The organism is Saccharothrix deserti, assembly GCF_009769385.1.
GTDB lineage: Bacteria > Actinomycetota > Actinomycetes > Mycobacteriales > Pseudonocardiaceae > Actinosynnema > Actinosynnema deserti.
This window is the reverse complement of sequence record NZ_ML775965.1, coordinates 1-15,741: the sequence shown is the minus strand read 5'-3', so window position 1 is coordinate 15,741 and position 15,741 is coordinate 1. Positions and strand designations below refer to the sequence as shown.

15 protein-coding genes and 1 pseudogene are annotated in these 15,741 nt (G+C 68.3%); all 16 read right to left on the bottom strand.

All coding sequences use genetic code 11. From position 1 onward, the window contains the following. Positions 1-275: 275 nt before the first annotated feature. A complete protein-coding gene (gene solA, locus FM051_RS10775; RefSeq protein WP_158842804.1) occupies positions 276-1,421 on the bottom strand; it encodes an N-methyl-L-tryptophan oxidase in 1,146 nt (381 codons plus the stop codon). Between the two features lie 18 nt (positions 1,422-1,439). Beyond that, positions 1,440-1,604 (bottom strand): hypothetical protein, encoded by a 165-nt coding sequence (locus tag FM051_RS50440; protein ID WP_202918780.1) that lies wholly within the window; start codon positions 1,602-1,604, stop codon positions 1,440-1,442. A gap of 102 nt (positions 1,605-1,706) precedes the next feature. Continuing rightward, complete coding sequence (locus FM051_RS10765) at positions 1,707-3,158, bottom strand: NAD-dependent succinate-semialdehyde dehydrogenase (RefSeq protein ID WP_158842803.1); 1,452 nt, start codon at positions 3,156-3,158, stop codon at positions 1,707-1,709. A gap of 41 nt (positions 3,159-3,199) precedes the next feature. After that, positions 3,200-4,480 carry an NAD(P)/FAD-dependent oxidoreductase gene (locus FM051_RS10760; protein ID WP_158842802.1) on the bottom strand — a complete coding sequence of 427 codons (1,281 nt, stop codon included), beginning with the start codon at positions 4,478-4,480 and terminating at the stop codon, positions 3,200-3,202. Between the two features lie 193 nt (positions 4,481-4,673). Continuing rightward, complete coding sequence (locus FM051_RS10755; RefSeq protein WP_202918779.1) at positions 4,674-4,832, bottom strand: hypothetical protein; 159 nt, start codon at positions 4,830-4,832, stop codon at positions 4,674-4,676. Beyond that, on the bottom strand, positions 4,829-5,695 hold the full coding sequence (locus FM051_RS10750) for an ABC transporter permease (RefSeq protein WP_158842801.1): 867 nt from the start codon (positions 5,693-5,695) through the stop codon (positions 4,829-4,831). Before FM051_RS10750 ends, FM051_RS10755 begins: the two co-directional genes overlap by 4 nt. Then, on the bottom strand, positions 5,692-6,576 hold the full coding sequence (locus FM051_RS10745) for an ABC transporter permease (protein ID WP_158842800.1): 885 nt from the start codon (positions 6,574-6,576) through the stop codon (positions 5,692-5,694). Before FM051_RS10745 ends, FM051_RS10750 begins: the two co-directional genes overlap by 4 nt. A 3-nt stretch (positions 6,577-6,579) precedes the next feature. Beyond that, complete coding sequence (locus tag FM051_RS10740; protein ID WP_158842799.1) at positions 6,580-7,719, bottom strand: ABC transporter ATP-binding protein; 1,140 nt, start codon at positions 7,717-7,719, stop codon at positions 6,580-6,582. Continuing rightward, complete coding sequence (locus tag FM051_RS51640; RefSeq protein ID WP_158842798.1) at positions 7,712-8,812, bottom strand: ABC transporter substrate-binding protein; 1,101 nt, start codon at positions 8,810-8,812, stop codon at positions 7,712-7,714. The genes FM051_RS10740 and FM051_RS51640 overlap by 8 nt, the downstream gene beginning before the upstream one ends. Before the next feature lie 225 nt (positions 8,813-9,037). Further along, the gene (locus tag FM051_RS10730) at positions 9,038-9,718 is read right to left on the bottom strand and encodes a haloacid dehalogenase type II (protein WP_158842797.1); all 681 of its coding nucleotides are present in this window, start codon (positions 9,716-9,718) and stop codon (positions 9,038-9,040) included. 114 nt (positions 9,719-9,832) lie between these two features. Then, complete coding sequence (gene solA / locus FM051_RS10725) at positions 9,833-10,969, bottom strand: N-methyl-L-tryptophan oxidase (RefSeq protein WP_158842796.1); 1,137 nt, start codon at positions 10,967-10,969, stop codon at positions 9,833-9,835. 170 nt (positions 10,970-11,139) lie between these two features. Next, a complete protein-coding gene (locus FM051_RS10720; RefSeq protein ID WP_158842795.1) occupies positions 11,140-12,195 on the bottom strand; it encodes a tartrate dehydrogenase in 1,056 nt (351 codons plus the stop codon). 73 nt (positions 12,196-12,268) lie between these two features. Next, the gene (locus FM051_RS10715; RefSeq protein WP_158842794.1) at positions 12,269-13,153 is read right to left on the bottom strand and encodes a LysR family transcriptional regulator; all 885 of its coding nucleotides are present in this window, start codon (positions 13,151-13,153) and stop codon (positions 12,269-12,271) included. A 168-nt stretch (positions 13,154-13,321) separates the two neighbouring features. Continuing rightward, a pseudogene (locus FM051_RS53960) lies at positions 13,322-13,602 on the bottom strand (transposase); the annotation flags it as partial. 483 nt (positions 13,603-14,085) lie between these two features. After that, complete coding sequence (locus tag FM051_RS10705; RefSeq protein WP_158842793.1) at positions 14,086-14,820, bottom strand: MFS transporter; 735 nt, start codon at positions 14,818-14,820, stop codon at positions 14,086-14,088. Continuing rightward, complete coding sequence (locus FM051_RS10700; protein ID WP_158842792.1) at positions 14,817-15,536, bottom strand: DJ-1/PfpI family protein; 720 nt, start codon at positions 15,534-15,536, stop codon at positions 14,817-14,819. Before FM051_RS10700 ends, FM051_RS10705 begins: the two co-directional genes overlap by 4 nt. Between the last annotated feature and the right edge of the window lie 205 nt (positions 15,537-15,741).

Sequence of the window (15,741 nt, the reverse complement as noted above, 5' to 3'; positions counted from 1 at the left end):
GTTGACCTTTCCCGGGCATGATGCTCGAACGGGCCTGCACCGCGGCGTGGATCGTGCGACTGTTGCGGTCCATCGAGTATCTCCGACACCCCGCACGGAGCCCACGCGTGATCTGTCCGTTGTGGGCACGGTAATCGGACGTTGTGTCAAGCGTGGGGCTGGGAGGCGGCACTCACGGCCCCCTTCGGCCCAAGGAGATGCTGAAACCTCCGCCGTGTGCTCCCGCAGCGGTGCCCTTCCGACCAGACTGCGCCGAGGCGGCGGAAGTGGGTGGGTTACCTGGCCTTGAACCGATCCGGACGCACGAAGTCCAGGCCTTCGATGGTCTGTGTGCCGAGCGCCTCGTGTGCGGCGATGTGGCCATAGCCGGTGGCCATTTTGAAGCCGTGTCCGGAGAATCCGGTGGCGCAGTAGACCCTGCTGTTCTCATCCAGCCAGCCGAGGAGGGGATTCCTGTCCTCGGCGAAAAGGTCGGGGAAGGCGTCGGAGCGCACGATGGTGGGGGTCAGGCCGGGGAAGAATTCGGTGACGGTCTCGGTGGCCTTTTCGATTTCTTCCGGGGTGAGTTCTCTGGGGACGGAGTCCGGGTTGGGGGTTGTCCTTCCGCGTCCGTCCAGCGGTCCGTCCACCGATGCCTTGACCGTCACGCCGTCGACGGCGGGTGCGCCGTACATGGAGCGATCGTCGTACATCCGGCTGAAGACGGGGAATTTCTCTGGCGAGAACTGCGTGCCGTCTTGGGCGATGAACCAGGTCAGGATGATCCGTTTGGTTTCCGTAACGGCCTTGAGGTGGTCGGGCATGAGCCTTCGGGACCAGCCGCCCGAGGCGACGATGACCTTCTCGAACGTCCAGGTTCTGTCGCCGGAGGCGACGACCACGCCGTGTCCGGTTTCGGTGATGCTGTCCACGGGTGTGTTCTGAAGGACGGCGGCGCCGTTGGCCTGGGCCGACGCGACGGCAGCGCTGACGGCGCGGTCGGTGCGCAGAACGCCGGCGCGGGGGTCGTAGATGGCGCAGTCGTCGGGGCGGAGGTTGTGCTGGGGATAGCATTCCGCCATGTCCTCCCGGCTGAGGACGTAGTGCTCGGCTCCGGTGATGCGCGTTGTGTCGAGGACGCTGTTGATGTAGCTGCCGTTCGCCGTCCCGATGGACAGGCCCCCGGTAGGCGTGAGGATGTCCTGCCCGGTTTCCGCTTCGAGCTCGGCCCAGAGACTTCGGGAGCGTTCCATGATGGGGTAGTAATCGGGGTTCCCGCGGTAGATCATGCGGAACAGGCGGGTGTCCCCGCCCACGGCACTGCGGCCGTGGGCGGGGGTGGCGGCCTCGAAGCCCACTACCGAGTCGGACAGCCGGGAGGCCTGCCACAGGGCCATGCTCCCAATGCTGCCCAAGCCGATGACTGCGAGTTTTGCGTCCATGAGAGCAGTTTCTTTCCTTTACTCGTGAAGTCCGGCGAGTCTGCTGCCGAATTCGGCCAGCGGTGATGCCGTCACTGTGGGGCGCGGACGCCACTCGCGGCGCTGCTGGTGCTCCCAGGTGCCGGGGAAGCCCTTGGCGAGGTTGTCGGGCCAGGCCTTGCGGATGGCCGGAGTGATGGTCACCCAGGCAGGAGGGCGGCGTAGACGGTGTCCGAGAGGCGTTCGATGAGTGTGGTGGCGGGTGGCCGGTTGCCCCGGTAGAGGACGACGAGTCGGTCGCGCATGTCACGCTCCGACGGGGACGGCTATGTACTTGTACTCCAGGAACTCGTCGATGCCGACGCGTCCGCCTTCGCGGCCCAGGCCGGACTGCTTGACGCCGCCGAAGGGGGCGGCGGGGTTGGAGACCAGTCCGGTGTTGAGGCCGATCATGCCGCTTTCGAGGCGTTCGGCGACGCGCAGGGCGCGGTCGAGGTTCTGGGTGAACACGTAGGCGGCCAGGCCGAATTCGGTGTCGTTGGCGGCGGCGACGACCTCGTCCTCGGTCTCGAAGGTGCGGATCGCGGCGACGGGGCCGAAGATCTCGGTGTCGATGATCGCCGACTCGGGAGCGATGCCGGTGAGGACGGTGGGCGGGTAGAAGCAGCCCGGCCCTTCGGGGAGTTCACCGCCGGTGAGGACGGTGGCGCCGCGCTTGACGGCGTCCCGCACCAGGTCGTGGGCCTTGCTGCGGCCGACGATGTCGATGAGGGGGCCGACATCGGTGCCGGGTTCGGTACCGTGCCCGACCTTCAGAGCGGCCATGCGGGCGGCCAGGCGGGCGGCGAACTCCTCGGCGACGGAGGTGTGGACGAAGATGCGGTTGGCTGCGCAGCAGGACTCACCCATGTTGCGCATCTTGGCGACCATGGTGCCCTCGATGGCCACGTCGAGGTCGGCGTCGTCGAAGACGATGAGGGGGGCGTTGCCGCCCAGTTCCATGGAGGTGCGGATGACGGTGTCGGCGCACTGGGCCAGCAGGATCCGGCCGACCTGGGTGGAGCCGGTGAAGGAGAGCTTGCGGATCTGCCCGCCGCGCAGGAGGGGTTCCACGACGCCGGCGGCGTCGGTGGTGGTGACGATGTTCAGCACACCGGCCGGCAGACCCGCTTCGGCGAGGATCTGCGCCAGGGCGAGGCTGGACAGGGGGGTCTGGGGGGCGGGTTTGAGGACGATGGTGCAGCCGGCGGCGATGGCGGGGCCGATCTTGCGAGTACCCATCGCCAGGGGGAAGTTCCAGGGGGTGATGAGAAGGCAGGGGCCGACGGGCTGACGGGTGACCAGCAGACGGTTCCTGCCGTCGGGGGCGGTCATCAACCCGCCGTCGACACGGACGGCTTCCTCGGAGAACCAGCGGAAGAACTCCGCCGCGTAGGCGACTTCGACACGCGCCTCGGCCAGGGGCTTACCCATCTCCAGGGTCATCAGCAGCGCGAGGTCCTCGGTGCGCGCGATGATGATGTCGTAGGCGCGGCGCAGGATCTCGCTGCGCACCCGGGGCGCGGTGGCGGCCCAGGCGGCCTGCGCGGCGACCGCCGCCTCGACGGCACGCCGGCCGTCGGCGGGTGAGGCGTCGGCGACCTGGCACAGTTCCTCGCCGGTGGCCGGGTTGTCGACGGACAGGGTCCGGCCGGACTCGGCGTCCTGCCAGCCACCGCCGATGAACAGCTGTTTGGGAACATCACGGACGACAGTCATCGTGGATATCTCCTTGTATGTGCAGAGGGGCTGCCGACCGGTCAGCGGATGCGGTCCAGCGTCTTGTAGTAGGCGCCCGCGAAGGGCAGGAACCAGGCCGTGCCGTTGTAGAGGGGGATGCGGGGTGGGGCGATGTCGCGGACCGGGCTGACCTCGGGGTGGCCGTCCATCACCTCGGCCATGACCTGCCCCATGTGCGTGGCCATCTGCACGCCGTGGCCCGCGTATCCCATGGAGTAGTAGACGCCGTCCTCGGTCTGCCCGGCGTGCACGATGCGGTCCATGGCGAAACCGACGGAGCCGCCCCACACGTACTCGGCCTTCGTCCGGGAGAGTTGGGGGAAGATCTCGCACATCTCACGGAACAGGACCTGTCCGCTCTTCTTGTCCGTAGTGGGGTCGGACGGTGCGAAGCGGGCGCGGCCGCCGAACAGCAGTCGGTTGTCCGGGGTGAGCCGGAAGTAGTGGCAGACCTTGTTGGAGTCGACGATGAGGCGGGCCTTCGGGATGATGTCCTGGGCGAGCTCCTCGCCGAGCGGCTCGGTCACGATGATGAAGCTGCCCAGGCAGACCTGCTGGCGGCGCAGCCACGGGAAGTTCTTGTCGGTGTAGGCGTCGGTGGCCATCATGACCTGCCCGGCGCGGATCACACCGCGCTCGGTGCTGACCTCGTAACGGCCGGCGGCGGTACGCCGCACGCCGATGGCCGCGTTGCGCTCGTGGATCTCGACACCGGTGCGCTCGCACGCCTCGGCCATGCCGCGCACGAAGCGGCCGACGTGCAGTGCGGCGCTGAACGGGTCGAGCAGGCCGCCGTGGTAGGCGTCGGATCCGATCTCGGAACGCAGCTCGGACTTACCGATCAGAGTGGTCTCGTGTCCGAAGTACTTGGCCAGGTCGCGCTGTTGGGCCTTCTTGCTCTCGAAGTGCGCGGGGCGGGACGCGACGCCCAGGCGTCCGACGCGCCGGAACTGGCAGTCGATGGACTCCTCTTTCACGAGCCGCTCGACGGTGTCCACGGCCTCGCCGTAGGAGTTGTAGATCTCACGGGCCCGTTCGGGTCCGTACCGGCGGATGGCCTGGCGTACGCCGATGGTGAAGCCCAGGTTGGCCATGCCGCCGTTGCGCGCGGAGGCACCGGAGCCGATCTTGCCCTTCTCGACGAGGGTGACACGGGCGCCCTTGCGGGCGGTGTGGAGAGCGGTGGACAGACCGGTCAGGCCGGCGCCGACGACCACCAGGTCGGTGTCCTCGGTCAGCGGCTTGCCGGAGCGGTCGGGAAACGCCCCAGCGGTTTCTATCCAGTAGGGAATCGTCTTCATTTCGGGTCCTCTGCGGGGAATTTCGAAGTGGGTGCGGCCGGGCACCGCCAAGGGCCCGGCCGACGGGGCTGCGGTCGCTGATCAGCGGGGGCGCGATCTGGATCAGCGGCGCGGAACGGTTGTGGACGCGGGCGAGGAGGCCGGCCTCGCGCAGTCGGCGCGGGATCAGGTCGACGATCAGGCCGGCGCGGGGCTACAGCCCCGACAGGCCGTCGATGTAACGCATGCCGTCCTCGTCGTGGACGTACGGGCCCTCCCCGCGCCGGACCACGAAGAGACCTTCACCGTCACGGCCCAACGAGCCGTTCGCGGTCATGTTCAGCAGCAGGTGCCGCTGAGCAGTGGTGGTCATACTGCCTCGCCTCCGGGGGCGGCGATCCCGGTCGCGGTCTCGGCCGACAGCAGGGAGCCCTGCCGCCCGGAACCGAGCCAGCGCACCAGGGCCACGAGGGCGAGGGCAAGGATCGCGAAGGCGATGAGGATCGCGCTGATCGCGGTCACGCTGGGGTCGATCTCGAAGGTCAGTGAGTTGTAGACCTGCACGGGCAGGGTGACGGTGTCGACCGAGGAGAGGAACTGGGAGATGTAGAACTCGTCGAAGCTGGTGATGAAGGAGAAGATCGCTGCCGCGATCATGCCGGGGGCGGCGAGGGGGAAGGTGATCCGCCGGGCGATCGTCAGACGGCCGGCGCCCATGCTGGCGGCGGCGTCCTCCAACCGTTCGTCGATCCCGCGCAGGGTCGCGATCAGGATCAGTACCGCGATCGGCGAGGCCAGCACGGTGTGCCCCAGGGCCATCGCGAGCGGGCTGCCCAGCATCGCGGCGGGCTCGAAGAGCAGGAACAGGCCCAGGGCGGTGACGATGTTCGGAATGACCAATGGTCCGAGCACCAGGGCGTAGACCGCGGAGCGCAGCGGCAGTTCGCTGCGGGTCAGTGCGGTCGCCGCGGTCACACCGATGATCAGCGAGAACACGGTGCTCAGGGCTGCGATCAGGGCGCTCAGCGACAGTGCGGCCGGCCACTTGCTGCCGTCGGCGAACAGCACCTTGTACCAGTTCAGCGTCCACGTGTCCGGCGGGAACGCCGCGAAGGCGTTGTCGCTGAAGGAGGTGACGAGGATGACGAGGATCGGCAGCGCCAGGAACAGCAGGATCACGGTGGCGACCGCGGTCAGGACGATCCGCCCGGCGAGGGTCTTGCGCAGCCCGATCATGACGCGCTCCTCTTCTTTGCGCTGGCGCCGAGGGAGCTGACGAGCTTGACCAGCAGCAGTCCGGCGAGGGTGAGCAGCAGCAGGAGGACCCCCTGAGCGGCCGCCCCGTTCCACTGGTTTTCCTTGGTCACCTGCTGGTTGATGAGGGTGGCGATCATCGTCTGGTTGGGTCCGCCCATCAGGGCCGGGGTGATGTAGTAGCCCAGCGACAGGATGAAGCTGAGCAGTCCGGCACTGGCCAGTCCGGGGGCGACCAGCGGCAGGTAGACCCGGCGGAAGATCGTCACGCGTCCCGCGCCCATGCTGGCCGCGGCCGCGAGCAGTCCGCGGTCCACGCCACGCATCACGCCGTACAGCAGTAGCACGGTGTAGGGCAGCATCATGGAGGTGGTGCCGATGACCACGCCCAGCTCGTTGTAGAGCAGTTGGTACGGCGCCCCCGGTGCCCAGGCCAGGGTCTCGTTCACCAGGCCCTTGTCGCCGAGCAGGATGATCCATCCGTAGGTGCGCACCAGTGCGCTGATGAAGTGCGGGACGACGACGATCAGCATGGCCAGTCCGGCCCACAGGGGCCTGAGCCGTGAGATCGCGTTGGCCAGAATGAACCCGAAGACCAGGCTCAACAGCGCCGTCTCGGCGGAGATCCGCAGCGTGGTGATCAGGACGGAGAGGTTGACGCCCGTCAGCGCGTCGACGTACCAGTGCAGCGTCAGCGACCCGTCGGCGTTCTTCAGGCTGAGGAACAGCGTGCTGATGATCGGGTAGACGAACAGCACCAGCAGGTAGACGACGACCGGCAGCGCGTAGAGGATCCCGACCCTGGTCTTGCGCGAGGCCAGGAGCTTGCGCGGACGGGCGGGGGCGGCGGTGAGAGCGGCCATGGCTCACCCTCCCTGTTCGCCGGCGAAGAGGTTGACGTCGTCCGGGTCGGCGGTGATCCCGACCCGCTCGCCGGCGACGGGGCCTCGGCCGGCCGGTACTTCCAGGCGCAGCAGCGGCGCGTCACCGCCATCGATCCGCACGCCGGCGCGGACCAGGGTGCCCACGTAGGTGGCGGTCTCCACCGTGCCGCTGCAGAAGCCGTCGTCGATGGCGCAGGCCCGCAGTCGGCCCGGCTGGACGGCGACCTCGACCGGGGTGCCGGAGGCCAGGTCGTGGCGGCGTGCCTTCAGCAGGCCGCCACTGCGGTCGAGGCGGACCAGGGTGTGCTCGTCGGTGTGCTGCTCGACGCGGCCGGGAAGGAAGTTGGCCGCGCCGAGGAAGTCCGCGACGAAGGGGGTCTTCGGCCGCTCGAACAGCTCCCTGGGGGTGTCGAACTGCTCGACCCTGCCGTTGCGCATCACCGCGATGCGATCCGACATGACCAGCGCTTCTTCCTGATCGTGCGTCACGTAGATGACGGTCAGGCCGAGTTCCTGCTGGATGGTCTTGATCTCGACCTGGAGCTGGTCGCGGAGCTTCTTGTCCAGGGCGCCGAGCGGCTCGTCCATGAGGATGACCGGCGGGCGGTAGACCAGTGCCCGGCACAGCGCCACCCGCTGCTGCTGACCGCCGGACAGCTCGCGAGGCTTGCGGCCGCCGAAGCCGGACAGGCCGGCGATCTCCAGCGTCTCCCCGACGCGCCTGCGGATCTCGCCCTTCGGCACTCCGCGCAGCGTGAGCGGGAAGGCGACGTTCTCGTGCACGGTCATGTGCGGGAAGAGCAGGTACTGCTGGAAGACGAAACCGAGGTTCCGCTTCTGCGGGGCGAGCCTGGTGACGTCGCGGCCCCCGACGGTGATGGTGCCGGAGTCGGGTTCGCAGAACCCGGCGATCATCATCAGGGTCGTGGTCTTGCCCGACCCGGAGGACCCGAGGAAGGTGACGAACTCCCCGGCCGCGATCTCCACGGACGCCTCGTCGACGGCGACGATGTCCCCGTACGTCTTGCGCAATGCCACTACCGACAGCGCCTTGCCGGTCGCGGTGGCGGGCTTGCCGCCGACCGCCGCGACGGACGGCGTGATCACACCGAATTCAGCCACGAGCCCACTCCAACCAGCGCTGGGTGACGGCGGCTTCGTTCTGCAGCCACCAGTCGACGTCCGTGTCGAAGCCCTTGTCGTAGTACTGCGGCGCACCCGCCAGTGCGTTGCGCTCATCCTCGGTGAGCTTCTCGTAGGCCAACGGGGAAGACGGGTTCGACGGGAAGGCCTTGGCCAGGTTGGCCTGGCTCTCGGCACGCAACGAGAAGTCCATCAGCTGGTAGGCGGCGTCCACGTTGGCCGCGCCCTTGGCGATGGCGTAGCCCGAGAACTGACGGCGAATACCGTTGAGCTGCCTGGCGACCGGGACGCCCTGCTTCTGCAGATCGGCGATCCGGCCGTCCCAGACGGTGGACATCGTCACCTCCTGGCGGCTCAGCAGCACACCCGGGAGCGGGCCGCTGTCCCAGAACTTCTTGATCTCGGACCGCAGCCGGGTCAGCACCTTGAAGGCACGGTCCACATCCAGCGGGTACAGCTTGTCCATCGGGACGCCGTCGGCCAGCAGCGCGAACTCCAGCTCCGGCAGGTCACCGTCCGGACTGCACATCGCACGGCCGCCCTGGAACGCCTTGGTGTCCCAGAAGTCCGCCCACGACTCGGGCTTGCGGCCGCCGAAGGCGTCGGTGCGGTACGCGATGCACTGGCCGTAGAAGCTGTGGCCGATGGCATGGTCGGTGATCTGGTTGTCGGGGATCTTCGCGCTCTTCAGGCTCGTGATCCGGTCGCGGTCCAGCTTCTCCAGGGCGTCCTGGCCCGCGTACTTGACGTGGGACATCATCGAGTCGTTGATGAGGTCGCACTGCGGGCGGCCCTGCTTGATCTGGGCGAGCAGCGGGGCGTTGTCCAGGTTGAGCACCTTGACGCTGATGCCGGTCTCCTGGGTGAACGGCGTGTAGATCGCCTTCTGCAGGGCCGCACCGTAGGAACCGCCGCTGTCGCGGACGACCACCGTCTTGCCACCCCCGCCGCTGGACGAGACACGGCTGGTGCCGGTGCCGCAGGCGCCGAGGGCGGTCGCGGCGGCTACACCCGCCGCGACCCCTCCGATTCCTCGCAGGAACAGTCTGCGGTCAATTCGGGCGTCTTTCATCGTGTGCCTCCTGGTGGTGCCGGCCGCGAGATGAGGGGAGCGGCTGGGGACGTGGAAAGAGGGGCAGCGGGAGCTGGGCCGCGTGCTCGCGGCGGTCGGCCGAGTCGACGATGCGGCCGATGACTTCGCCCTCGGCCCGGTACTTCGAGTTCTGCGCGGGCGTCGCCGACAGCTCGGCGTGGAGGTCCTTCGGGGCTGTCCGCGTGGGACGGTGTGCGTCGCGGGTCAGATGCCGAGCATGCGGTTGAGCTCGTCCAGGGACTTCACCGTCACGTAGTCGTAGCCGTGGGTGACCGGGTCGCAGCCGCGGTCCAGGAGCACGAGGTTGCGGAAGCCCATGTCGTGCATCGGCATCAGGTCGTAGCGGGTGTGCGAGGAGACGTGCACGAAGTCCTCGGGGGACGCGTCGAGCTGGTCGAGCATGTACTCGAACGCGGCGTAGCGGGGCTTGTAGTAGCCGGCCTGCTCCGCGGTGTAGACCGCGTGGAAGTCCGCTCCGAGCCGGGGCACGCTCTCCTTGAGGAAGGAGTCGTCGGCGTTGGAGAGGATCACCAGCTTGTAGTTCTCGCCCATCTTCTTCAGCGGTTCCGGCACGTCGGCGTGCGGGCCCCAGCCGCGCACGCCGTCGGCGAGCCGCTTGCCCGCGTCCGGGGCGGCCTTCACGCCCCATTTGCGGCAGACCCGCTCGAAGGAGTCCTGCAGCACCTGCTCGTAGGCGTAGTACTCGCCGCAGACCTGGTCGTAGCGGTAGCCGCGGAATTCCTTGACGAACTGGTCCCAGTGCTCGGCAGGGATCTGGTCGCCGACGAGTTCACGCGTGATGGGGGTCATCGGCCACTCGATCAACGTGCCGTAGCAGTCGAATGAGACGTACTTCGGGCGGAACTGGAACGAGGGAATGGGCATGGTAGTGCTCCACTTTCTTGCTTCGGGGACTGATTACGGCCGGGTGCCGGCCTTTTCGGGCATGCCTGTGACAGAGATGTCGAGGTGGGGTGGTGCCGTCGATATCGCCTGGGGTCAGGCGACGCGGACTCCTGCCGGAGCGAGGAAGTCGATGGGGTGATCAGTGCTGCCGTCGAGTGCCAGGTCGGCGGCGATCTCTCCCATCGCGGGCGAGAGCTTGAAGCCGCTGCCGGAGAATCCGGCCATGACGATGATGTCGTCCTCGCCGGGGAGATGACCGACGAGCGGGTTTCCGGACTCCGTGTAGCCCTCCATGTAGGCCGACATCCTGATGGGGTCGGGGTTCAGGTCGGGCATGAGTTCACGGATGAGCTCGTGGAACGTGCCGAGTTCTTCGGGGCGGACCGTCCGGTCGAGCCGTTCCGGATCGGGCACCGGCAGATGGCGTGCGAAGGAGAGACCGAGCTTGACGGAGATGCCGTCGGGCGACGGGAGCCCGAAGCAGTCGTGGGGTGTGCTGCGCACGAAGGGAGGGGCCCCGCCCGTGAACCAGTCGTGGCGGGTGGGCAGGTGCCAGGAGCAGATCACCCGGCGGACGTCGACGGTCCGTGGGAGGTCCGGGAGCAGTGTGTTGATCCAAGGGCCCACGGTCACCACGGCGGCGTCCACGTGGTCCGTGCCGTGGTCGGTGACGATCTGCACGCCGCCTCCCGCCGCGGGGACGACCTCCCGCACCGGGGTGTAGCGGTGCAGCCGGGCGCCCAGCTGTTCGGCGCGGGTGGCGGCCGCCTGGACCGACGCCTCGGGCCTGATGACGGCTCCCATCCGGTCGAGTACGGCGGTGTGTCCGTCCGGGAGACGGTGTTGCGGGTAGCGACGGGCGAGGGCGTCCCGGTCCAGTACCTCGTGATCCAGGCTATGGGCGGCGCTGGTGGAAAGGAGGAGACGCATGGCCGGTGAGGCGGCCTCTCCCATCACGAGGCTGCCGCTGCGGCGTCGCAGCGACCGGCCCGTCTCCGCCTGGAGCTGCTCCCACAGCGCGTCCGCGAGCCGCAGCAGCGGAATGTACCCGGGCTCGCCGAGGTGGGCGGCTCGGAAGATGCGGCTCTCGCCCCCAGCCGCGCCGCGGTCGTGACCCGGCGCGTACCGGTCGTAGCCGATGACCTCGGCTCCGCGGGCGGCCAGTCGCCACATGGCCTGGCTGCCCATGCTGCCGGCACCGATCACGGCGACGCGCTTCCGGATGCTCATGAGGTCGCTCTTTTCGATGGTGTGGTCTGGGTGGTGGTCGGGCTCCAGCACGGTGGGGATACCGTGCGAACCCTTCCGGTCCGGTCCCGCTGGGGATGGCGTTCACTTTCGGCCCGGGAAACCTGCAGGTCAACCCCGCTGTATTCCACCTTGAGGCAGGGGGAGATGGCTCAGAGAAGCTCGATCAGCTTGTCGGTGAACTCGGAGGTGGTCGCGGTTCCGCCCAGGTCACGGGTGCGGATATCGGTCTCGGCCAGGACCGAGGCGATCGCGTCCGTGATGTCCCTGGCCGCGGCGGGGTGGCCGAGGTGGTCCAGCATCAGGGCCGCGGACCAGATCGCGCCCAGTGGGTTGGCGATGCCCTGGCCCGCGATGTCGGGCGCGGAGCCGTGCACCGGCTCGAACATCGAGGGGAAGTCCCGCTCGGGGTTGAGGTTGGCCGCCGGAGCGATGCCGATGGAGCCGGCGACCGCGGCCGCGAGGTCGCTGAGGATGTCGCCGAAGAGGTTCGAGGCGACGACCACGTCGAAGCGGGCGGGGTCGAGGACGAACTTCGCGGCCAGCGCGTCGATGTGCTCCTGGTCCCAGTCGACCTGCGGGAACGAGGCGGCACGCTCGGTGACGAGCTGGTCCCAGAACGGCATGGTGTGCACGATGCCGTTCGACTTGGTCGCGGAGGTCAGGCGGCCGCCCCGCTGGGAGGCGAGCGTGAAGGCGTAGTCCAGCACGCGTGTGACGCCGGCCCGGGTGAACACGGCCTCCTGCACGGCGATCTCGTCCGGGAAGCCCCTGTTGAGCCGGCCGCCGACCTCGCCGTACTCGCCTTCCACGTTCTCGCGCACGACGACGAAATCGACCTCGCCCGGCCGTGCGCCGCGCACCGGACTGTCGATGCCTTCGAAGACGCGGATGGGCCGGAGGTTGACGTACTGGCGGAAGCTGCGCCGGATCGGGATCAGCAGCCCCCACAGCGAAACATGGTCGGGCACCCCCGGGTACCCCACCGCGCCCAGCAGGATCGCGTCCGCCTCGCGCAGCTGGTCGATCCCGTCGGCGGGCATCATGGCGCCCTCCCGCAGGTACCGCTCGCACGACCAGTCGTACGACGTGAAGGACAGGCTGAAGCCGTGGCGGCGGCTCAGAACATCGAGGACCTGCTGTGCCGGGGGCAGTACCTCGGTGCCGATGCCGTCGCCTGGGATCAGGGCGATGCGGTGGTTCGTCATGCCGACGATTGCAGCAAGGCGGTCCATGAGGCGTCCAAGACGCAAAGCGGATCACCCATATAAGCGGTGCCTATCAGCTGTCGGCGGCCGAGGTTGCGGCAGTGACGAACGCGGCGGCCGCGGGCGACAGGCTGCCGCGGCGGCTGACGAGGGCGATGTCCAAGGTGGCCTCCGGCTCGATGACCAGGACGCGGGCACCCAGTCGCCGGACGACGTCCCGCCACGCATCCGTGACCACCGCGAGCCCGACCCCGGCCAGTACCAGGGGCATGAGCGACACGCGGTGCTCGGTCTCGGCGGCGATGGTGAACTCGATGCCCTGGTCCCGCAGCGCGTCGACGTAGGCGCGCATCCCGGTACCCGACTGCCCGACGATCAGCCGCTGTCCCGCAAGCTCCCGGCACTCCACCGCCGTCCGATCGGCGAACGGGCCCTCGGCCGGCACCGCCAGCACGAAACGCTGCCGCCCCAGCGCATGTGAGGCGACCTCCTTGTCGGAGACCGGACCGGCGGACGCCAGAAGCCCCAACTCCACGGCACCCGTGCGCACCATGTCGATCACGTCACGTGAGGTGAACGCCGCCTTGATGACCACCGAGACGCCGGGATACCGGTGGCTGAAGGCACTCACCAAGGTCGTCAGCGGTTCCACCGCCTGCGACGGCATCGACGCCACATCCAGGCGCCCCTCACGCAGCTCGTGCACCGCCGCGACACTCGCCCGCGCCGTCTCCAGACTCCGCACGGCCTCCCGGGCAGGCTCGATCAGGGCCCTTCCGGCCTCCGTCAGCACTGCCCTGCGCCCGATGCGATGGAACAGCTCGGAGCCGAGATCACGCTCCAGTGCCCGCACGGCCTGCGACAGCGATGGCTGCGACACGTACAGAGCCGAGGCCGCACGGTTGAACCCCCCACGATCAACAATCGCAAGGAAGTACTCCAGCTGGCGAATGTCCATACGCGCTCTCTGCCCCTCAAGAAATCAACCGACGACTCGATCGGCCCCGACCATGGTTGCGTGAAGGATCTCCTCGACGAATTACGGACCACTGATGCACTGGCCGTAATCGTCACCGAAGCGCGGTCACAGCTGCAGAGGTTAAAAGAATGATGGTGGTTGGCGCACTCATGATGTTGTGAGGGCCAGTCCGGTCTGGATGAGGCAGCCGTCGAGCAGGTGGGGCCGGTACTGGATCTTCTTGAGTTTTGCGTTTCACCACGCGCGTCAGGTGGTCGAGGTCGACCGCGGCGAAGTCGGCCAGTGATCGCTTGAGCAGCGACCACACCCCTTCGGCCGGGTTCAGGTCCGGAGCGCAGGAAGGCAGGTGGACCACCCGTAACCAGTCCCGGTTTTGCGGCGATGAACTCGGTCAGCTCGTGTGTCGAGTGAACGTTCAGGTTGTCCCAAGATCCGCCACGACCACCGCGTGCCCCCTCGACCAGCAGTTCGGACATTTCCCGCTGCCACAATCGCGACATGTGGCGGCCCTGATGCTCCGAGGTCGACATCCGCCCGTAGAACGCGAACGCCACCCCAGGTGGACGTGCGGGTCCTGCGAACGCTTCCGCTCACCGTTGAGCTGCTTGGCCCGCAACCAGCCGTCCAACAAATCCTGGCCGTTCTCCGACACCACCACGGCCACCTTCGCGATCGGGGACAGGTCACCGCAGTGACCACCGCTCCACCTCCTCATGACATGAAGTGACCCGGACGGCCCATTATATACGACCGTATAGGCTAATTTTGATCATGAGAGGGTCGCCGAGATCCCCACGGTCGAGTGGCTGTTCTTTGTGGCACGTGAATAGGTCGGTGAACCGCGGGTGGGAGTCCCCGGAAGCGACACGAGTGTCAAGCGGCGGTAACCGCAGCCCGCCCAGCTCTGCCGGCTACCACGCGTCCGGCTCGGTGAACACCTGACCGAGATCGCCGTCCTCAAGCCGTGCTTTCAGCGGAGAGGTCTCCATCAGCGGCCACCCGAACACCTGCTCGTCCGCCCCCAGCCGCTGCGGACCCTCACGCCAGGCATCCCCGTGCCGTTCCACCATGAAACCGGACGGGTCGCTCTCGAACTCCTCGCGCACTTCAAGGTCAGCGATGATCACGCGGTTCCCGGTGTGCCCTGCGTGGTGATGAGCGGCTTGTGGCCTACGCAGGGATGACGCGAACCCGGCCGCCGTCTGGATGCCGTTGGCCACACCACGGCCGGTGCGGTCCAGCAGGCGGAAGGCGAGGGCGTCGGTGGCGACGTCCTGGGTGCCCATCAACACCCACATCACGACCGTGATCACGACGACCACGCCGAGGTCGCCCACCGGGTCCAGCGGCAACAACACGAGCACCGCGAGCACCATCGCCGGCTGCGCCACCAGCAGCCACGACCGGTAGTGACCGAAGCGGGTCGAACCGAAGCGGTCCACCAGCGGCGACCACAGCACCTTCGCCAGTCCGACCAGGATCAACGCCTGGAACACCCCGAGCTGCTCCAGCGACACACCGCGGTCGTACAGGATGGTCAGCAGCCCACCGCTGCCCAGGAAGCTCGGCGCCAGCCACTGGCCCACGTACAGCCCGGCGAGCAGCCGGTAGTGGCGGATCGGCGCCCTGGCCGGCGTGGCCGTCATGCGCGGCCCACCAGTCGCGCGGACCACTGTGGACTGTCGGCCAACCCGTCGCGCAGGATCGCCTCCACCATCGGGGCGAACGTGGCGCGCGGCGCGGCGTCCCAGTCCAACGGGCCCAACGGCGGCTCCGGGTCGTACTCGATGCCGTACCGGATCGTACGGGCGATCTCCTCACCGGCCATCCGGGACACCAGCCGCAACGCCATGTCGATACCGGCCGACACACCGGCGGCCGTGACGACCGGACCGTCCTCGACCCACCGCCGCGCCACCGGGGTCGCACCGAACTCACCGAGCAGGTTGCGGTACATCCAGTGCGTGGTGGCACGCCGCCCGGCGAGCAGACCGGCCGCCCCGAGCAGGAGCGCCCCGGTGCACACCGACGCGGTGATCTCCGCGCCGGCGGACGCGCCCCGCAGGTACGCCAACAGCCGCTCGTCGGTCATCGCCCGGATCGTGGCCACGTCACCACCGGGCACGACCAGCGCGTGCGGCGAGGGCACATCGGCGAACGTGTGGCTCGCGGTGAGCGCCAACGGGGTGTCGGTCCCCATCGGCTCCAGCCGGTCGGCCACCACCACGACCTCGTGCCCGAGCCCGGCCTGGCCGAGGGCGGAGAGCACCTGGAGCGGGCCCACGAGGTCGAGTGCGGTGATACCGGGGTAGAGCACGAACGCGATCGTCCTGACGGGTGCTGCCGTCGCGATGTCGGTCATGGTCGCCAATCAACCGGGCGCCCGGTCGCGCCGTGGGCGTCGTGTCCGGAATCCTGCGATCCCTGTCGCCCGGCCAGGCCTGCTACCGGTAGTTTGTTAACTTCACGGAGGCAGGTAGAGGTTGATGCCCTGTCCTTGCGCAAGGGTGTCGAGTAGTTGTTGCAGGTCATCGGGCGGGGGCTTGTCCGACCACGCCCTCCACCAG